This window comes from Williamsia herbipolensis (assembly GCF_000964005.1).
GTDB classification, from domain to species: Bacteria; Actinomycetota; Actinomycetes; order Mycobacteriales; family Mycobacteriaceae; genus Williamsia_A; species Williamsia_A herbipolensis.
In genome coordinates, this window is record NZ_JXYP01000010.1 from 117,994 (window position 1) to 132,806 (window position 14,813).

Below are 14,813 nucleotides of genomic sequence, written 5' to 3' on the forward strand. Positions count from 1 at the left end.
CCGAGGGACCGGTCAGCCGCCCGGGATCACGATCGGCCCGATACCCGGGATCTCGATCGTGGTCGGGGGGAGCCGCGGTCCGCGATCGGGCGCCGGCGTCGAGGACCGACCCTGGCCGTCGCTGACGTAGATCGTCACCGTGCTGCCGGGGATGGCCGTGCCCGTGGGCGCGGTACCGGTCACCGTGCCGGCCGATTCCGGGCTGGTGGTGGTCTGCTGATCGACCTTGAAGCCGTTCTCCTGCAGACGCTCCGTCGCCGCGCTCGCGGTGAGACCGACGACGCTGGGGACCCGCCCGCGCTCGCTGCCGTTCACGAACTGCGGGTCGGTGGGCGGCAGCTCGGTGGGCCCGAACTTCCCCGCCACCGGCAGGATCGCGTTGTACCAGGTGCGCGCCGGCTCGAAACCGCCGTAGAGGTCGCCGCCGTAGCACTGGCGCAGCGGCGAGGAGCAGATGTCCTCGGGGCTGGTGGTGTCGCCGTAGATGTAGCTGGCGCCGGCGAAGTTGTTGGTGAACCCGAGGAACGCCGAGCTGCGGTGCGCCTCGGTGGTACCGGTCTTGGCCGACACGGGCAGGTTCCAACCGGCCGACCGGGCGGCGCCGGCCGAGGTGCCGCCGCCCTTGTCGTCGGCGGACAACGCGTTGGCGAGAGTGTCGGCGAGGCCGCGATCGACGACCTGCTCACATGCGGGCGGGGTGAACGCGACCGCGGTCATCTCCGGCTGGCCGTTCGCGCCGATCACGGTGTTGCCGTTGCGATCCCGCTTCTTCTGCGTGATCGACTTGATCGGGTTCGGCGGGCACCACATTCCGTGCGACGCCAGCGTCGCGGCCACGTTGGACAGCTCCAACGGGTTGACGGCGTTGGGACCCAGCGTGAACGAACCGAAGTTGCCCTGCTTGGTGTAGTCGGCGAGGCTCAGATCGCCCTGACCGGAGGTGCCCGCCTGCGCGTAGGAACGCATCCCGAGCTTCACGGCCATGTCGACCGCCGAGGGCACACCGACCTCGTTGAGCAGCTTCACGAACGCGGTGTTCGGCGACTGCGCGAGGGCGTTGGTGATGGACATCGACCGGGGGTACCGGCCGTCGTTCTTCACGCAGTAGGTGTTGACGGGGCAACCGTTGACGCCACCGGAGGAACCCATCCCCTTGGCCTGATAGGTCGTCGGGACGTCCAGGGTCGCCGACGAGCCGAGTCCCTTCTCCATCGCCGCGGCGACGGTGAAGATCTTGAAGATCGATCCCGCGCCGTCGCCGACCATCGAGAACGGTTGCGGCTGTACGGTCTGGTCGCGTCGTTGGTCGAGCCCATAGTTGCGACTCGAGGTCATGGCCAGCAGATCGTGGGAGGTGGTGCCCGGTCGGATCACGTTCATCACGTTGGCGATACCGGTGAGATCGGGGGCGGCGACCGCCTGCACCGACGCCTTCGTCGCGGCCTGCACCTGCGGGTCGAGGGTGGTGGTGATCGTGTATCCGCCGCGCAGGGCGGCGTCGCGGGTGATGCCGTTCTCGGCGAGGAACTGCAGCGCGTAATCGCAGAAGAACCCGTTGTCGCCGGAGGAGATGCAGCCCTGCGGCAGCGACCGCGGCTGCGGCAGCACGCCGAGCGGCTTGGCCTTGTCGGCCTCGAACTCCGCTGCGCGGTCGGGGAAGTTCTCCTTCATCGTGTCGAGCACGGTGTTGCGTCGATCGGTGACGCCCGACTCGTTGGTGTACGGGTTGAGCGCCGAACTCGACTGCACCATGCCCGCGAGCATCGCCGACTCGGTGACGTCGAGTTGCTTGGCCGACTTGCCGAAGTACGTCTGCGCCGCCGCCTCGATCCCGTACGCGCCGTTGCCGAACGGGACGATGTTCAGGTAGCGGGTGACGATCTCCTTCTTCGCCTCCTGCTTGGCCGCGGCCTTGTCGATGTTCTTGTCGCGCATGGCCTGATCGGTCAGCGTCTGCTCGAGGGTCAACGCCATGCGGACCTCGCGGAGCTTGCGCGCCGGGGTGGTGGCGATGGCGGCCTGGCGGTCGGCCTCGGTGCGCGCGAGAACCAGCAGTTGGTAGTTCTTGATGTACTGCTGATCGAGCGTCGACGCGCCCTGCTGCACCTCACCCGACGACGAGTTCTTGAGGAACGCGCGGATGGTGCCCTTCCAGTCGACACCGTCGTGTTCGAGGAAGCGGCGGTCCTCGATCGAGATGATCGCGCGGATCATGTCCGGCGAGATGTCGTCGTAGCCGACCTGCACGCGGCGCTGATCGTAGAGATATGCAATCGGACGACCGGTCGAATCGGTCATCGTGGTCACCTCGGGGACCGTTCCGTCGAGCAGCTCCGACGACGAGTTCTCGACGGTGGTCGCGGCCTTGTTGGTCAGCAGGCCGAAGCCGCCGGCGAACGGGAAGAGCAGGGCGGCGACGAGCACTCCGGCGAGCAGGCAGCAGCCCAGGAGCACCCAGAGGGCCTTCGACCGCTCGGGGCGACGGGTTGTTTCGGACACGACCACAGGATACGGGGTGCGCAGGCGTGCTCCGGGGAGTCGACGTCACAACACCCCTGCTTGGACGCGCGTCCCACTGTCGCGGTTCCCCCCGACTTGACTGTCTGTCTCGCTAATACCTAGATTGATGTACCGAATGTGACTCACGTAACATTCGAGTCCTAAAGTGGCGGGGCTTGCCCCGCGAACGATTTCTAGAAGCGGACAGGGGTTCCCCATGGCGAACGCGGCAGTGACCACCGGTGAGACCGAAGCTCGACTCGCGTGGGTATCGCAGGCCAGGTGTCGGGGTGGCAACCCCGACGAGCTCTTCGTCCGCGGGGCGGCGCAGCGCAAGGCCGCCACCATCTGCCGCCACTGCCCGGTGCAGCTCGAATGCGGAGCCGACGCCCTCGACAACCGCGTCGAGTTCGGCGTGTGGGGCGGCATGACCGAGCGTCAGCGGCGCGCACTGCTGCGCCAGCACCCCGAGGTCACCTCGTGGGGCGAGTTCTTCGAGAGTCAGCGCCGTCGTCACGCCGACGCGGTCTGACTCTTCTTTTTTCTCTACGGCGTCACGACGACGCCGCGCGGCCCGGTCCGCCGAGAATCTGCTCGGCGACCGCGCGCAACGCCTGCCGGTCGGCGACCTCGAACGGCAACGACGGCACGCCGACGATCGGCACCCCCGGGTGCGACGTGGTGAAACGCCGCAGCAGGTTCAGCTCCCGCCGCCCGGTGGTGGTGCGCTCGGCGTGGATCGCCAGCACCGCCCGGGTCAGCCCGTCGTCCACGTGATCGAGCGCGGTGCGCGCGGCGTCGGCCGATATCGACGTCAGGTTCGGATGCGTGCGGTTGAGGATGAGACCGGCGAGCGGCATCTTCTCCTCCGACAGCCGGTCCACGAAGAACGCCGCCTCGCGCAGCGCATCGGGTTCGGCGGAGGCGACGACCACGAACTGGGTGCCCGGTCGCTTGAGCAGGTTGTAGGTGGTGGTGGCGCGTTCTTGGAAGCCGCCGAACATCGCGTCGAGTGACTGCACGAACGCCGACACGTCACGCAGGGTGTCGCCGCCGACGATGGTCGACACGCCGCGCATCGCGAGCCCCACGACACCGGTGACGACACGGCCCACGCCGCGTCCGCCGCCCATGAGGATCTTCATCAGGCGGCCGCTCATGAACGTGCCCAGTCGGGCCGGCGCATCGAGGAAGTCGAGTGCGTTGCGCGACGGCGGGGTGTCGACGACGACGAGATCCCACTTGTCGAGCGCGAGCAGCTGACCGAGCTTCTCCATCGCCATGTACTCCTGCGTGCCGGAGAACGAGGTCGCGACGGTTTGGTAGAAGGAGTTGTTCATGATGGCCTCGGCGCGGTCGGGCGTCGAGTACTGCGTCACCATCTCGTCGAACGTGCGACGCATGTCGAGCATCATCGCGTCGAGCGAACCCGGTCCATCGATGTCGACCGGCTGCGGCTCGTTGGTCAGCTCCGACATCCCCAGCGACTGCGCGAGGCGTCGCGCCGGGTCGATGGTCAACACGACCACCCGGCGGCCCTGTTCGGCGGCATGCACGGCCATCGCCGCGGCCGTGGTGGTCTTGCCGACACCACCGGCGCCGCAGCAGATGACGACCTTGGTGTCGGCGGAGCCGAGCACTGTTCCCATGTCGAGTTCGGCGACCATCAGGCACCCGTCCGTTCCAGCAGGGCGGAGATCTCGTAGATCCCGCCGAGGTCGACACCGTCGTCATAGGAGGGGATCTCGACCGTCGCGATGTCCACCTCGTCGAGTTCGGCCTTGGCCACCTGCTGGGCCTGCACCCGGCTGGCGTGTTCGATCGATTCGGTGAGCAGCCCCTGCAGATCGGCCTCGGAGACGGTGAGGCCCGCGGCGGAGAGTTCGGCGGCGATCGTCTCGGCGTCGACGACCCCCTCGGCGACCGGGTCGATCTGATCGTCGGCCAGATGCGGCGGTGCGACGCGGTTGATGATGAGCGCGCCGACGGGCAGGTTCTTGCCGCGCAACTCCTTGACCGCCTCGATCGTCTCCTGGATCGGCATCGCCTCGAGCAGGGTCACCAGATGGACCGCGGTCAGCTCGGAGTGCAGCAGGTTCGCGACACCGTCGCTCTGGTTGCGGATGGGACCGGTCTTGGTGAGATCGGCCATCGCGGTGGTGACGTCGAGGAAGTTGCCGATGCGGCCCGTGGGCGGCGCGTCGACCACGACGGCGTCGAAGACCTGCGCCCCGGACTTGTCGGTGCGCACCACGCACTCCTTGATCTTGCCGGTCAGCAACACGTCACGCAGACCCGGCGCGACGGTGGTCACGAAGTCGATGGCGCCGATGCGGCGCATCGCCCGCCCGGCGAAACCGAGGTTGTAGAACATGTCGAGGTACTCGAGCAGGGCGTGTTCGATGTCGATGGCGAGCGCGGTGACCGTGCCGCCGCCCTCGGCGGTCGCGACGCGGGTCTCGGTCGGCGGCAACGGCGGGATGTCGAACAGCTGCGCGATGCCCTGACGGCCCTCGCACTCGACGAGCAACACCTTCTTGCCGCCGGCGGCCAACGCGAGGGCGAGGGATGCGGCGACCGTGGTCTTGCCGGTGCCGCCCTTGCCGGAGACGAAGTGCAACCGAGCCGAGCGCGCCGACGCGGGCCACGTGGAGCCGCCCGCGGGGTCGGGGGAGGCGTCGGGGCCGTCGTGGTGCGCACCCTGGGCGGATTCAACTGACACGTAGCAACCATATCCACCCGGCGAGGGCCGATAGGGTGAGTGCCATGAGTGAACTGACCGCCTGGGAATACGCCACCGTGCCGCTACTGACCCACGCCACCAAGCAGATCCTCGACACCTGGGGTGTCGACGGCTGGGAGCTGGTCAGCGTGCTGCCCGGGCCGACCGGCGAGCAGCACGTCGCCTACCTCAAGCGCCCGAAGGGCTGAGCGCGATGTCGGACACGCAGCGTTCGTGGAGCGCGCGCCTGGCCGAGCTCGGCATCGAGCTGCCGAAGGTGGTCGCGCCGCTCGGTGTCTACTACCCGGCGGTGCGGTCGGGGAACACGGTCTACACCTCGGGACAGTTGCCGATGGTCGACGGTGAGCTGGCCGTGCACGGCAAGGTGTCCGAGGGTGCCGAGGGCGTCGTGCGGCCCGAGCAGGCCCGCGACGCCGCGCGTCTGTGCGCGCTGAACGCCCTCGCCGCGGTCAACGGCCTCGTCGGACTCGACGCGGTGGTGCGGGTGGTGAAGGTGACCGGCTTTGTCGCCTCGGCGCCCGGGTTCACCGGTCAGCCCGGTGTGATCAACGGTGCCTCGGACCTCCTGGGTGAGGTGTTCGGCACCGCCGGCCACCATGCCCGTTCGGCGGTGGGTGTCGCCGAACTGCCGCTCGGCGCGCCGGTCGAGGTCGAGATCATCGTCGAGGTCGGAGACATCTAGTTCTTCTGACCGGTCAGGCCTCGCGGAGATAGGTGAGCTGGGCCTTGACCGACATGCGGGCGGCGGGCCACAGCTTCTTGTCGACATCGCGGTAGACCTTGCGGACCACCTTCATCGGCTTCGCCTGTGCCGGGGTCAGTCCGAGGTCGGCGAGTGCGGCCCGGATCTGGTCGAGGCGTTCCTCTCGGTGGGTCTTGTAGAACCGCGCGACGGGGATGAGGTCGGGGTGGTCGGGGCCGTGTCCGGGCAGAAGCGCGCATCCCTCGCCCTCGACGATGAGTCGGTTCAGTGAGTTGAGGTAGTCGCGCAGGGTGCCGTCGCTGGGGTCGAGGACCGTGGTGCCCGAACCGAGGATCGTGTCGCCGGTGACCATGGCCCGGCCGATGACCCGGGTGGGTTCGGTGGCGGCGGTGTTCGCGGGGTCGCCCTTCGCGAGGTGCTCGACGAGGAAGCTCGTGGAGTCCGCGGTGTGGCCGGGGGTCAGCAACACAGTGATGCGCAGTCCGGCGACCTCGATCACCTCACGGTCGGTGAGGACCGCGCCGTCGCGGCAGTGCGCCTCGGTGCGGGCGCGGACCGGTGCGCCGGTCATCTTGTGGAAGCGCTTGATCGCGTCGGTGTGATCGGCGTGGCGGTGGGTGATGAGCACCAGTGCGACATCGCCGGTCTCGGCGACCCGCTTCAGGTGCTTGCGGTGGGCGCGGGGACCGGGGTCGACCACGACGCAGTCGGTGTGCCCGGGTGCCTGCAGGACCCACGTGTTGGTCCCCTCGAGCTCCATCATCCCCGGGTTCTCACACAGCACCACCGAGGCGAACGCGGCGACGGGACGGCGGATTTCGTACGCGGGAGGCGCGAGATCGGTCATGCGACGAACGCTACCGGGTCCGGTCGTGGGAGCACGTCCGCGTTCACAGCCCACTGACAGTGGCGCGCAATGTTCCTGCCAGTCGGCGACCCTACTTTCCCAGTTGTGCGGAGATGGTCCGTGCAGCCAGGTGCCGGGTTCGGTGCAGGACAACAGGAGTGATCGTGAACATCAAGAAGGCAGCCACATCCACCCTCGCAGCGGGATTCGTCGGTGCCGCCATGCTCGGTCTGGGCGTGACCGCCGGAACCGCGAACGCTGCCCCGATCGCGCCGAACACCCACAACCAGCAGCAGGTGCAGCCGCAGCGGCAGCAGCCCCAGCAACAGCGCGAGGTGACCATCACCCGCCCGAACTACCGTCCGTTCACCTACCGCGGCGCGCACGTGACCCCGCGCTACGACGTCGCCCGCCACCAGTGGGGATTCCAGTTCGACCGCACCTTCGTGCACGTGGTGCTCGCGCGCCGCTGACCGCGCGCCCGCACAGACGGGCGACACCAGAACTCGGCGGCGTCGGGTGCGCACCCCCGCAGACGTACCCGATACCGCCGATCACCGGACAACCCGGCAGACCCCGTCCGTCTGCCGGGTTGTCTCTCGTTGAACCTTCAACCGTGAAGACACAAATCGGGTTTGTGCCTTCACAACCATCAGATCATGTACAGGTTCGGCGCGCGGGAGCATGCTCTGTCCATAGAGCCCCGAAACAATGGAGTCGAGAACATGAGCGCACAACCGGTCCGACCCAGTCTGGTCAAATGGCTCGGCTACGTCGTCGGCCGCACACTGCCGGTCGAGTACAACGATTGGGTGAGAAACGATCTCACCGGGCGGCATGCTGCAGCGAGGCACATTCTTCGCAACGAGCTCGTCTTCTCGCCGTTCTTCATCGCAGCGCTCTTTCTTCCCGGTCCGTGGATTCTGCGGCTGTCGACCTTGGCGCTCGGACTCATCCTGGGAACCTTCTACACCGTCGCGTACATGAAACCGCAACGCGAAGGGCGTCTGCTCGCTCACGGATTACCCGCAGATCTGTTGACCGCGCACGAGGCAATTCGTCATGACCAGGAGCGCCTCAGCTTCGAGCACGAGTACCGAAGCGGGGGTGTCGATCTGTCTGGTTCACGACTGCCGCCGACCCCCAGGTCGCCCGAGCCTCGTTACCTGTGAACGGCGACCCCATGCAGATCAGAGGAGTTGTGGCCATCCAGGTTCTGGATTCACGCGGGAACCCCACTGTCCGGGTGAGATTGACCGATGATGGCGGCCGCGAATTCGTCGCCGGCGTACCTGCCGGTGCTTCCACGGGCTCGCGCGAAGCAAAGGAGCTGCGTGACGGTGATCCGGGTCGCTACGGAGGCAGGGGAGTGTCGCGTGCCGTGGAGCACGTGAACAACGAGATCGCCCACCTGGTCACAGCACAGGCGTGGACAAGCCTCGCCGAGCTGGACGACGCGTTGCGGTCGCTGGACGGCACGGCGGACAAATCCCGGCTGGGGGCGAATGCGATCGTCGGAGTGTCGATGGCTGCGGCCCGCGCATTCGCCCAGGACAGGAGTGAGCCGCTCTACCGCTATCTCGCGTCATCGGCGGGAACCGGACTCCGACTTCCGGTTCCGCATTTCAACGTGCTCAATGGCGGCGCGCATGCGGCCAACGCACTCGATTTTCAGGAGTTCATGATCGCTCCCATCGGCGCACCGTCTTACGCTGAGGCGATGCGTTGGGGAGCAGAGGTGTACGCGTCACTGCGGTCCGAACTGCGCCGGGTCGGTCTGACGAGCGGACTGGGTGACGAAGGTGGCTTCGCACCCGACATCGCCGACCCCCGACGAGCCTGTGAGTTGCTCGTCGCAGCGATCGGAGACACGGGACTGAGCGCCGATTCTGAGGGCGTTGCGCTTGCGATCGATCCCGCCGCGAACGGGTTCTTCGACGGATCATCGTATTCGCTGGACGGGCAGGAGATGAGTCCGTCGGCACTGGTCGAGTTCTATCGCGGCCTCATCGACGAGTTCCCGGTGTGGTCCTTGGAAGACGGATGCGCCGAAGGTGACGACGACGGGTGGCAGCTGCTGACCCGAGAGCTGGGTGAGGTGGTCCAGTTGGTGGGCGACGACATCTTCGTTACCGACCCGGCGACGATCCGAGCCGCTGCCGACGCCGATCTGGCGAACGCCGCTCTCATCAAGGTCAACCAGATCGGGACGGTGTCGGAGACCCTCGACGCATTGACAGTGTGCCGCGAGCGCGGGTACGCGGCCATGATCAGCCACCGTTCGGGAGAGACCCCGGATTCCTTCATCGCTGACCTGGCCGTCGGAAGCGGTTGCGGCCAAATCAAATCCGGTGCACCAGCGCGTGGCGAGAGAGTCGCGAAGTACAACCGTCTGCTGGAGATCGCATCGCAAGAGGACGACGTTCCCTATGGTCTCGCCGAACCGCGGGTTGATCGGTGACAGAAGGCCGCTTGGTGATCGTGCGCCACGGTGAGAGCGTCACCAACGCGGCGGGGGTGTTCACCGGGTGGCTCGATGTCGAGCTGACGATGCGGGGTCGTTCTGAGGCCACCGGTGTCGGGGAGATCTTGGCCGGGAACGACTGCATCCCACACATCGTCCACACATCGACCCTCTCGCGATCGCGAGAGTCGGCCCGCCTGATCTGCGAGGCATTGCCTCGATCATCCGATGCGCGCATCACCGCGCACCGGTCGCTGGATGAGCGGCATTACGGGGCGTTCACCGGGCGCGACAAAAGCGAGGTTCGAGATGCTGTCGGCCCCGAATTCTTCGGCGAAGCAAGAAATTCACTCACCGTGTCCCCGCCACCGTTGTCCGGTGACGATATGGCGCGCCTGAGGAATTCGAGGTGGCCGTCGAGCCGTCTGTCGTTGACCGGAATCGTGACGGAGTCCCTCGGTGACGTCGTTCTTCGGGTCTCCAGATTCTGGCAGGAGATGCTGTCGAGTCAACTGGGAACGGGCGCAACGGTGCTCGTCGTAGCCCACGGTAATTCGCTGAGGGCGCTCCTGGTGGTCATCGAGCATCTGTCGCAGGCGGAATTGTCGGCGCGTCGTCTGCGCACCGGTGAGCCGCTGCTCTATCGCTTCGGCCACGACCTCTTCCCGACCGTGTACGGCGGAGAGACCATGAGATCCCGACCGGCAGAGCAGCTCTAGAGATCGGCCTTCCAGTTCATCGCTTCCACCATCCAGCGATCGTCATCCTCGGAGACGATGTGGCATGACCCGGGGGCGATGATCTTGTGAATCGTGCCTCCGATGATCGATTCGAGGATGGGTCGCAACACCGCGTCATGACTGACGAGGACCACCGGCCCGTCCGCCGCGATCTGCGCAGCATCGACGACGGCGGGCCAGACACGCTGGAACACGTCGGATCGCGGCTCGACTCCTGGGGCGGCATCAACGCGTCCGAACCGTCTGACCACCTCGCTGCGCAGCTCGCCGGTCCATTCGCCGTAATCACGATCGTTGAGTCGAGCATCGACGTGATGAGTGACGGCGGAGGCGTCGGCGATGATCGTCGCTGTCCGCACCGCTCGTCGCAGCGGACTCGACCACACCACGTGCGGTCGCAGGCGAGTGATGTCGGCTGCCACCGCCTCCGCCTGATCGATACCGACACTGTCGAGCTCGGGATCGGCGAGGCCGCGAAGCCGGTCCTCGGCATTGAGCACAGTGCGACCGTGCCGGACGAGGATGATCCGTCTCATCGGTGGGCCTCGTCGGTGTCGCGCGGGACGACCAGCGTGGGCAGGTCGTGTCGTCCGATCAATCCGTGTGCCACCGATGGCGTCCCGAGAGATTCGAGGAACGACCGTAGACCCCTGTGTGGTGAACCGACGACGACCATCAGGGAGTCGTTCTCATGGGCGACCGAGATGAGAAGGCGCGCAGGATCTCCGTGCGCGCAGTGATAGGTCCAGCCGGCATCGACATCGTGGAGTGCCGAGACCGCCTCGTGGGCTTGAGAATCGAGGGTGTGTCGGATCTCGTCCTCCCAATCCGGCGAATCCGGGTCGACCGGCAGGTCATCGATGTCGACGATGTGGACGACGTGTAGGTGGGCGGCGAGGCGCCGCGCGAGATCGACCGCGAAGGTGAGCGCTGACCCGCTCGCCGATTCGTGATCCCACCCGACGACGAGAGAGGTTGTCGCTGTGTGCGGTCGGGTCGAGCTCGAGATGGTGCGGTGACGTTCGATGTCGAGTTCGGGATCGTTGTCCATGAGATGGTCCTGCCGTTGTCGTGGGATGTGGCGTCTTTGTCAGTTCAGAGTGCGGAAGCCAGGAAAAGTCCCAGAGCGCATGCGGCGACCGATGCTCCGAGTGTGCCGAGAATGTTCACGGCAGCAGCGAGGTGTGCTCGCTGCTGGATGAGTCGCACGCTTTCGAAACTCGCTGTGCTGAATGTGGTGTACCCGCCGCAGAATCCTGTTCCGAGCACCGTTTGCCACCCGGGTGCTGCACCGTGGAAGAGCGCAGCACCGGCCAGGACCCCGAGGAGGAGGGACCCCGAGACGTTGATCCCGACGGTCGCCCACGGGACAGTGCTCTTCCATCGGGACTTGACCTCTGCATCGACCACGAACCGACACACCGCGCCGATCGCCCCAGCGATGATCGTCAACATCAGTGTCATCGGTCGCCATCCGCTGTAGGGCGCAGATACGCGGCGGCGGTGATGCCGGCCCAGGCGGCGATGATGCCGCCGACCACGCTCGCCGCGGCATATCCGGCTGCCAGTCCCGCCGCACCATCCCGGACGAGGAGGGACGCCTCGAGCGCCAGCGTGCTGTATGTGGTGAACGCGCCGCATCCGCCGGTGCCCACGAGCACCCGGGCCCGTCTGCGCCATCCCGAGTCGGGGCCCAGACGAGCGAGGGCCTCGAGGAGGCCGCCCAGAACGGCCGCTCCCACGAGGTTGATCACGAATGTGCCGGTCGGCCACCCGGTGCCTTCGTGGGGGAGTAAGTGTTCGATGCCGTACCGTGCCGCTGTTCCCGCTGCTCCCCCGAGAAAAACCAGGCTGAGTGCCTCCGGATGGAGGTGGAACGGGACTCCAGCGCCGCCGCCGGAGTCGGGGTCGATCGGCAGAGAGTCGAGATCTCGTCGTCTGTCACCGGTACGCATGCGCCCACCCATCATCGCCATGGGTAGGAACCATCAGCCGTGCGGCGGTTCGAGCAGATGCTCCGGCGGGATCCATCACCGTGTTCATCAGCCTAGCGTGTGCGACTCGATCGGCGAACCGGGCCGTAGGCGCTGAGGTACTTCGCTCGTCGCGCGCGACCGACATCACGACGCAGCGCCGGATCGCGGGACGCGCTCAGATCCATTCTCAGGAGCGCGTACGCCGAGCCGAACAGCACGAGGGTGATCACCGCCATCGCGATCCAGAAGATGACTTCGCCGCCGGCAAGCGCCACGAGGGTGACGCCGCCGGTTGCTGTGCCTGCCATCGCCATCGTCACTGCAGCCCACATTGCCGGTGTCGTTCGCCGTTCGCGGCGCAGTCGTCGTTGAATGTCGTTCATCGTTATCTCCTTTGAAGAGAAATCGGTCTTCCGTCACTGCTCGCCCATCAGGCGGGGAGGAACACCTTGCCGGAGATCGTGCCGCGCAGGGTGTGGGTGGCGACCGTGGCCCAGGCGGTCAGCAGCACGACGTAGAGCCCGACGGCCATCGCGTGGATGACCGAGATGCCCGCGGCGGTACCGAGTGCGGTGGCACCGGTGACGCAGGTGCCGACGGGGAAGGTGAAGCTCCACCAGGTGAGTGAGAAGCTCAGCCCGCGCCGTGCGGCGTGGACGGTCAGCATGGTGGCGAGGGCGAACATCAGGATGCCGAATCCGCCCATCGCGAAACCGTAGGCGATGCCGAAGATGTGGAGTCCGGTCGCGATGACGGCCTGCTTTCCGACGAACACCGTCGCGGCGTGGGTGCCGAGCAGGTTCGTGGCGGTGATGGACTGGCCGATCATGCCCAGGGTGATCCACACGGTGGGCGCGGCCTGCACCGCGGGCATGCCACCGTGGACCAGGCGCGAGTAGATCATCGTCATGGTGATCATCCCGAGGAACAGGCTGAGTCCGAACATGGCGTAGCAGGCGGCGATGAGCGCGAGCCTCGACTGCCCGGCCGAGACGTGATCGAGCAGCAGTGCGCCGGTCGACGCAGACACCATCGGAGGCACGATGGGCATCAACCACGCGGGCAACGCCATGGCCGAGTCGTGATCGTGGGCGGTGATCATGCGGAAGGGGATCCACACGCTGGTCGCCAGGCCGGTGAGTGTGCCCGCGGTCCACAGGACTGCGTCGATCCACACCGCGGCGCTCGAGCCGATGAGCGACGGGCCGAGGGTGATGGCCCCGGCCCCGACGGTGAGCATCGCCATCGGCGGCGCGCCGTAGAACTGCGACATCACCGGGTGTGCGGCGTGGGCGCGGGCGTGACCGCGATGCATCGTCCAATGCGCAGCAAACGCGACTGTCAGCGCTATCAGGGCGGTCGAGGCGATGAGCCACACCACCGTCGCGAAGGTGTGCAGTCCGGTGAACTGCAGGGGCAGGGTGGCCGCTGCGTTGGCCACGATGCCCGTTCCCATCACCGAGGCGTACCAGTTGGGGGTGATGTGCTCGAGCATCTGGCCGGGGCGACCCAGGTGCCCGAACACGACCGGGGCGCGACGATGCGACTCCGACCGGTCCGCTGAGCGCGCGACGGTTGACGAGGTGAGGTTCACGGTTGTGGTCATGCATCGAGTCTCGGCGGATGGAACGTGCGACACCAGAGAGTGCTGACTTGTAGGGCCACAAACTGCATTTGTGCCCACACACGCGAAAATCGACCAGTGCAGAAGCGTCCGGACGCTTCTGCACTGGTCGTTGGGAACTCGTGACGGAGGGCGGTGCAGTCAGTTTCCCGTTCCGGCTGCCGCATTCGTGAAGGTCGACGTGGCGGTGTCGACCATGGCGAGCACGGGGCTCGTCGACGGTATGGAGTGACGAGCGGCCAGGCCGCGGTAGTCCGGGTGCGCGACATGGACCACGCCGGCGGCGTCCTGCCAGGCCGAGTAGCGGACGGGGAGATCGATCCCCATGGTCTGCTGCTGCGACAGCAGAGCGGTCGACACTGTGGGATTTCCGACGAGGATCGTCATCGTGGGCCGCAGCGCGACCCCCACGCTCTGCCCCGCCGCTGCGAGATCCACGGTGGCAACCGTGGGCAATTGCTTGGCTGTGAACGCGGCGGCGTATCGCGCGATCGCCTCCGTGACCGACGCGTTGCTGGTCTTCTCGACCAGATACGGAACCGACGTCGATGTGACGCTGCCGCCCGCCGCGGCCGATGTCGAACCCGTTGCCGCGGAGGTGATGGCCGCCGATCCGGTCCGCAGTGCGTCGAGTTGTCCCGAGCTGACCGCCAACCCGGCGCGTTGCGCGATGTAATCGGCCGAATTGTAGGCGACGAACACCGTGCCACCCGCTGCCTGCCAGACGAGGTACTTCTGCGGCAGATCGATCGCCGTCCGTTGATCGGCCGCCACCACCGGGGCGACCGCGCTTGGATTTCCTCCGATCACGACTGTCGTCGGCCGCAGTTGCTTCCCGATCTTGCTCGCCAACGCTGCGAAGTCGACCGTGGCGGTGACGGTTCCCTTGTCTGAGATGCGCTGCCGCAGCGCGCTGACCGTGTCACTGAAGGAATGTTTGCTGACGTAGACGATGAGTCCCGATTCCTGGGGGGCCGCGTCGCGCGCGGTGGTGTTGGCCGATGTCGACGCGGACGTCGCCGCCGTCGACGACGTGGCCGTGTTCGTCGACGAGGTCGAGCAGGCGGCGAGAAGAACAAGGGACGCGGTGGCGACCGTTGCGGTCACAGCGCGCAGAGGACCGGATTTCATGAAGGGTGTTCCTGACGTCAGGTGGGAGCCATCGAGTCGACGGCCTGACGGTCAGTCTCAGGTGACGACAGACCCCTCAGCTACGG

18 protein-coding genes and 1 riboswitch are annotated in these 14,813 nt (G+C 66.8%); of the genes, 7 read left to right on the forward strand and 11 right to left on the reverse strand.

The genetic code is table 11. The annotated features are described in order from the left end of the window. Positions 1-12 precede the first annotated feature (12 nt). Complete coding sequence (locus TU34_RS03575) at positions 13-2,499, reverse strand: penicillin-binding protein (protein ID WP_045821563.1); 2,487 nt, start codon at positions 2,497-2,499, stop codon at positions 13-15. Positions 2,500-2,716: 217 nt separating this feature from the next. Here TU34_RS03575 and TU34_RS03580 point away from each other — a divergent pair, with 217 nt between their 5' ends. After that, positions 2,717-3,031: a WhiB family transcriptional regulator gene (locus TU34_RS03580; RefSeq protein ID WP_045821468.1), complete on the forward strand. Its 315-nt coding sequence runs from the start codon at positions 2,717-2,719 to the stop codon at positions 3,029-3,031. Between the two features lie 22 nt (positions 3,032-3,053). Here TU34_RS03580 and bagB read toward each other — a convergent pair whose 3' ends face one another. Further along, on the reverse strand, positions 3,054-4,166 hold the full coding sequence (bagB, locus tag TU34_RS03585) for an ArsA family ATPase (RefSeq protein WP_045821469.1): 1,113 nt from the start codon (positions 4,164-4,166) through the stop codon (positions 3,054-3,056). Continuing rightward, complete coding sequence (gene bagA, locus TU34_RS03590) at positions 4,166-5,221, reverse strand: ATPase BagA (protein ID WP_045821470.1); 1,056 nt, start codon at positions 5,219-5,221, stop codon at positions 4,166-4,168. The genes bagB and bagA overlap by 1 nt, the downstream gene beginning before the upstream one ends. 44 nt (positions 5,222-5,265) lie before the next feature. Between bagA and TU34_RS24080 the strand changes: the two genes are divergently transcribed. Beyond that, positions 5,266-5,430, forward strand: a complete 165-nt coding sequence (locus TU34_RS24080; RefSeq protein WP_188486393.1) for a Sp36 family protein — start codon at positions 5,266-5,268, stop codon at positions 5,428-5,430. A gap of 5 nt (positions 5,431-5,435) precedes the next feature. Continuing rightward, on the forward strand, positions 5,436-5,924 hold the full coding sequence (locus TU34_RS03595; RefSeq protein WP_045821471.1) for a RidA family protein: 489 nt from the start codon (positions 5,436-5,438) through the stop codon (positions 5,922-5,924). 13 nt (positions 5,925-5,937) lie between these two features. On the opposite strand, the gene TU34_RS03600 is transcribed toward TU34_RS03595, so the two are convergent. Then, positions 5,938-6,792 carry an MBL fold metallo-hydrolase gene (locus TU34_RS03600; protein WP_045821472.1) on the reverse strand — a complete coding sequence of 285 codons (855 nt, stop codon included), beginning with the start codon at positions 6,790-6,792 and terminating at the stop codon, positions 5,938-5,940. A 164-nt stretch (positions 6,793-6,956) separates the two neighbouring features. Here TU34_RS03600 and TU34_RS03605 point away from each other — a divergent pair, with 164 nt between their 5' ends. From TU34_RS03605 to TU34_RS03620, 4 genes are all read left to right on the forward strand, one after another. Continuing rightward, entirely contained in the window at positions 6,957-7,265 is a 309-nt protein-coding gene (locus tag TU34_RS03605) for a hypothetical protein (protein WP_150116382.1), read from the forward strand. Positions 7,266-7,517: 252 nt separating this feature from the next. Further along, the gene (locus TU34_RS03610) at positions 7,518-7,964 is read left to right on the forward strand and encodes a DUF5313 family protein (protein WP_065973476.1); all 447 of its coding nucleotides are present in this window, start codon (positions 7,518-7,520) and stop codon (positions 7,962-7,964) included. Between the two features lie 11 nt (positions 7,965-7,975). Then, positions 7,976-9,253, forward strand: coding sequence for a phosphopyruvate hydratase (eno, locus tag TU34_RS03615; RefSeq protein WP_045821565.1), 1,278 nt, complete (start codon positions 7,976-7,978; stop codon positions 9,251-9,253). Then, entirely contained in the window at positions 9,250-9,975 is a 726-nt protein-coding gene (locus TU34_RS03620; RefSeq protein WP_045821474.1) for a 2,3-bisphosphoglycerate-dependent phosphoglycerate mutase, read from the forward strand. Before eno ends, TU34_RS03620 begins: the two co-directional genes overlap by 4 nt. Here TU34_RS03620 and TU34_RS03625 read toward each other — a convergent pair. The 7 genes from TU34_RS03625 to TU34_RS03655 form a co-directional block, all read right to left on the reverse strand. After that, complete coding sequence (locus TU34_RS03625) at positions 9,972-10,532, reverse strand: histidine phosphatase family protein (protein ID WP_045821475.1); 561 nt, start codon at positions 10,530-10,532, stop codon at positions 9,972-9,974. The genes TU34_RS03620 and TU34_RS03625 overlap by 4 nt on opposite strands. Then, on the reverse strand, positions 10,529-11,047 hold the full coding sequence (locus TU34_RS03630) for a universal stress protein (RefSeq protein WP_052688692.1): 519 nt from the start codon (positions 11,045-11,047) through the stop codon (positions 10,529-10,531). The genes TU34_RS03625 and TU34_RS03630 overlap by 4 nt, the downstream gene beginning before the upstream one ends. Positions 11,048-11,091: 44 nt before the next feature. Next, a complete protein-coding gene (crcB, locus tag TU34_RS03635; RefSeq protein ID WP_045821476.1) occupies positions 11,092-11,460 on the reverse strand; it encodes a fluoride efflux transporter CrcB in 369 nt (122 codons plus the stop codon). Continuing rightward, positions 11,457-11,951, reverse strand: coding sequence for a FluC/FEX family fluoride channel (locus tag TU34_RS03640; RefSeq protein ID WP_203225406.1), 495 nt, complete (start codon positions 11,949-11,951; stop codon positions 11,457-11,459). The genes crcB and TU34_RS03640 overlap by 4 nt, the downstream gene beginning before the upstream one ends. A 17-nt stretch (positions 11,952-11,968) precedes the next feature. Continuing rightward, positions 11,969-12,040: riboswitch (Fluoride riboswitch) on the reverse strand. A 3-nt stretch (positions 12,041-12,043) separates the two neighbouring features. Further along, positions 12,044-12,280 (reverse strand): hypothetical protein, encoded by a 237-nt coding sequence (locus tag TU34_RS03645; RefSeq protein WP_150116383.1) that lies wholly within the window; start codon positions 12,278-12,280, stop codon positions 12,044-12,046. A 122-nt stretch (positions 12,281-12,402) separates the two neighbouring features. Beyond that, positions 12,403-13,578, reverse strand: a complete 1,176-nt coding sequence (locus TU34_RS03650; protein ID WP_052688694.1) for a TDT family transporter — start codon at positions 13,576-13,578, stop codon at positions 12,403-12,405. A 159-nt stretch (positions 13,579-13,737) separates the two neighbouring features. After that, positions 13,738-14,703, reverse strand: a complete 966-nt coding sequence (locus TU34_RS03655; protein WP_150116384.1) for a DUF302 domain-containing protein — start codon at positions 14,701-14,703, stop codon at positions 13,738-13,740. Between the last annotated feature and the right edge of the window lie 110 nt (positions 14,704-14,813).

What these genes read in the sequence shown, in the direction of transcription:
- TU34_RS03580 (WP_045821468.1), top strand. Translation starts at nt 2,717, where the DNA reads ATGGCGAACGCGGCAGTGACCACCGGTGAGACCGAAGCTCGACTCGCG.
- bagB (WP_045821469.1), bottom strand. Translation starts at nt 4,166, where the DNA reads ATGGTCGCCGAACTCGACATGGGAACAGTGCTCGGCTCCGCCGACACC.
- TU34_RS24080 (WP_188486393.1), top strand. Translation starts at nt 5,266, where the DNA reads ATGAGTGAACTGACCGCCTGGGAATACGCCACCGTGCCGCTACTGACC.
- TU34_RS03595 (WP_045821471.1), top strand. Translation starts at nt 5,436, where the DNA reads ATGTCGGACACGCAGCGTTCGTGGAGCGCGCGCCTGGCCGAGCTCGGC.
- TU34_RS03600 (WP_045821472.1), bottom strand. Translation starts at nt 6,792, where the DNA reads ATGACCGATCTCGCGCCTCCCGCGTACGAAATCCGCCGTCCCGTCGCC.
- TU34_RS03610 (WP_065973476.1), top strand. Translation starts at nt 7,518, where the DNA reads ATGAGCGCACAACCGGTCCGACCCAGTCTGGTCAAATGGCTCGGCTAC.
- eno (WP_045821565.1), top strand. Translation starts at nt 7,976, where the DNA reads ATGCAGATCAGAGGAGTTGTGGCCATCCAGGTTCTGGATTCACGCGGG.
- TU34_RS03625 (WP_045821475.1), bottom strand. Translation starts at nt 10,532, where the DNA reads ATGAGACGGATCATCCTCGTCCGGCACGGTCGCACTGTGCTCAATGCC.
- TU34_RS03630 (WP_052688692.1), bottom strand. Translation starts at nt 11,047, where the DNA reads ATGGACAACGATCCCGAACTCGACATCGAACGTCACCGCACCATCTCG.
- crcB (WP_045821476.1), bottom strand. Translation starts at nt 11,460, where the DNA reads ATGACACTGATGTTGACGATCATCGCTGGGGCGATCGGCGCGGTGTGT.
- TU34_RS03640 (WP_203225406.1), bottom strand. Translation starts at nt 11,951, where the DNA reads ATGCGTACCGGTGACAGACGACGAGATCTCGACTCTCTGCCGATCGAC.
- TU34_RS03645 (WP_150116383.1), bottom strand. Translation starts at nt 12,280, where the DNA reads ATGGCAGGCACAGCAACCGGCGGCGTCACCCTCGTGGCGCTTGCCGGC.
- TU34_RS03650 (WP_052688694.1), bottom strand. Translation starts at nt 13,578, where the DNA reads ATGACCACAACCGTGAACCTCACCTCGTCAACCGTCGCGCGCTCAGCG.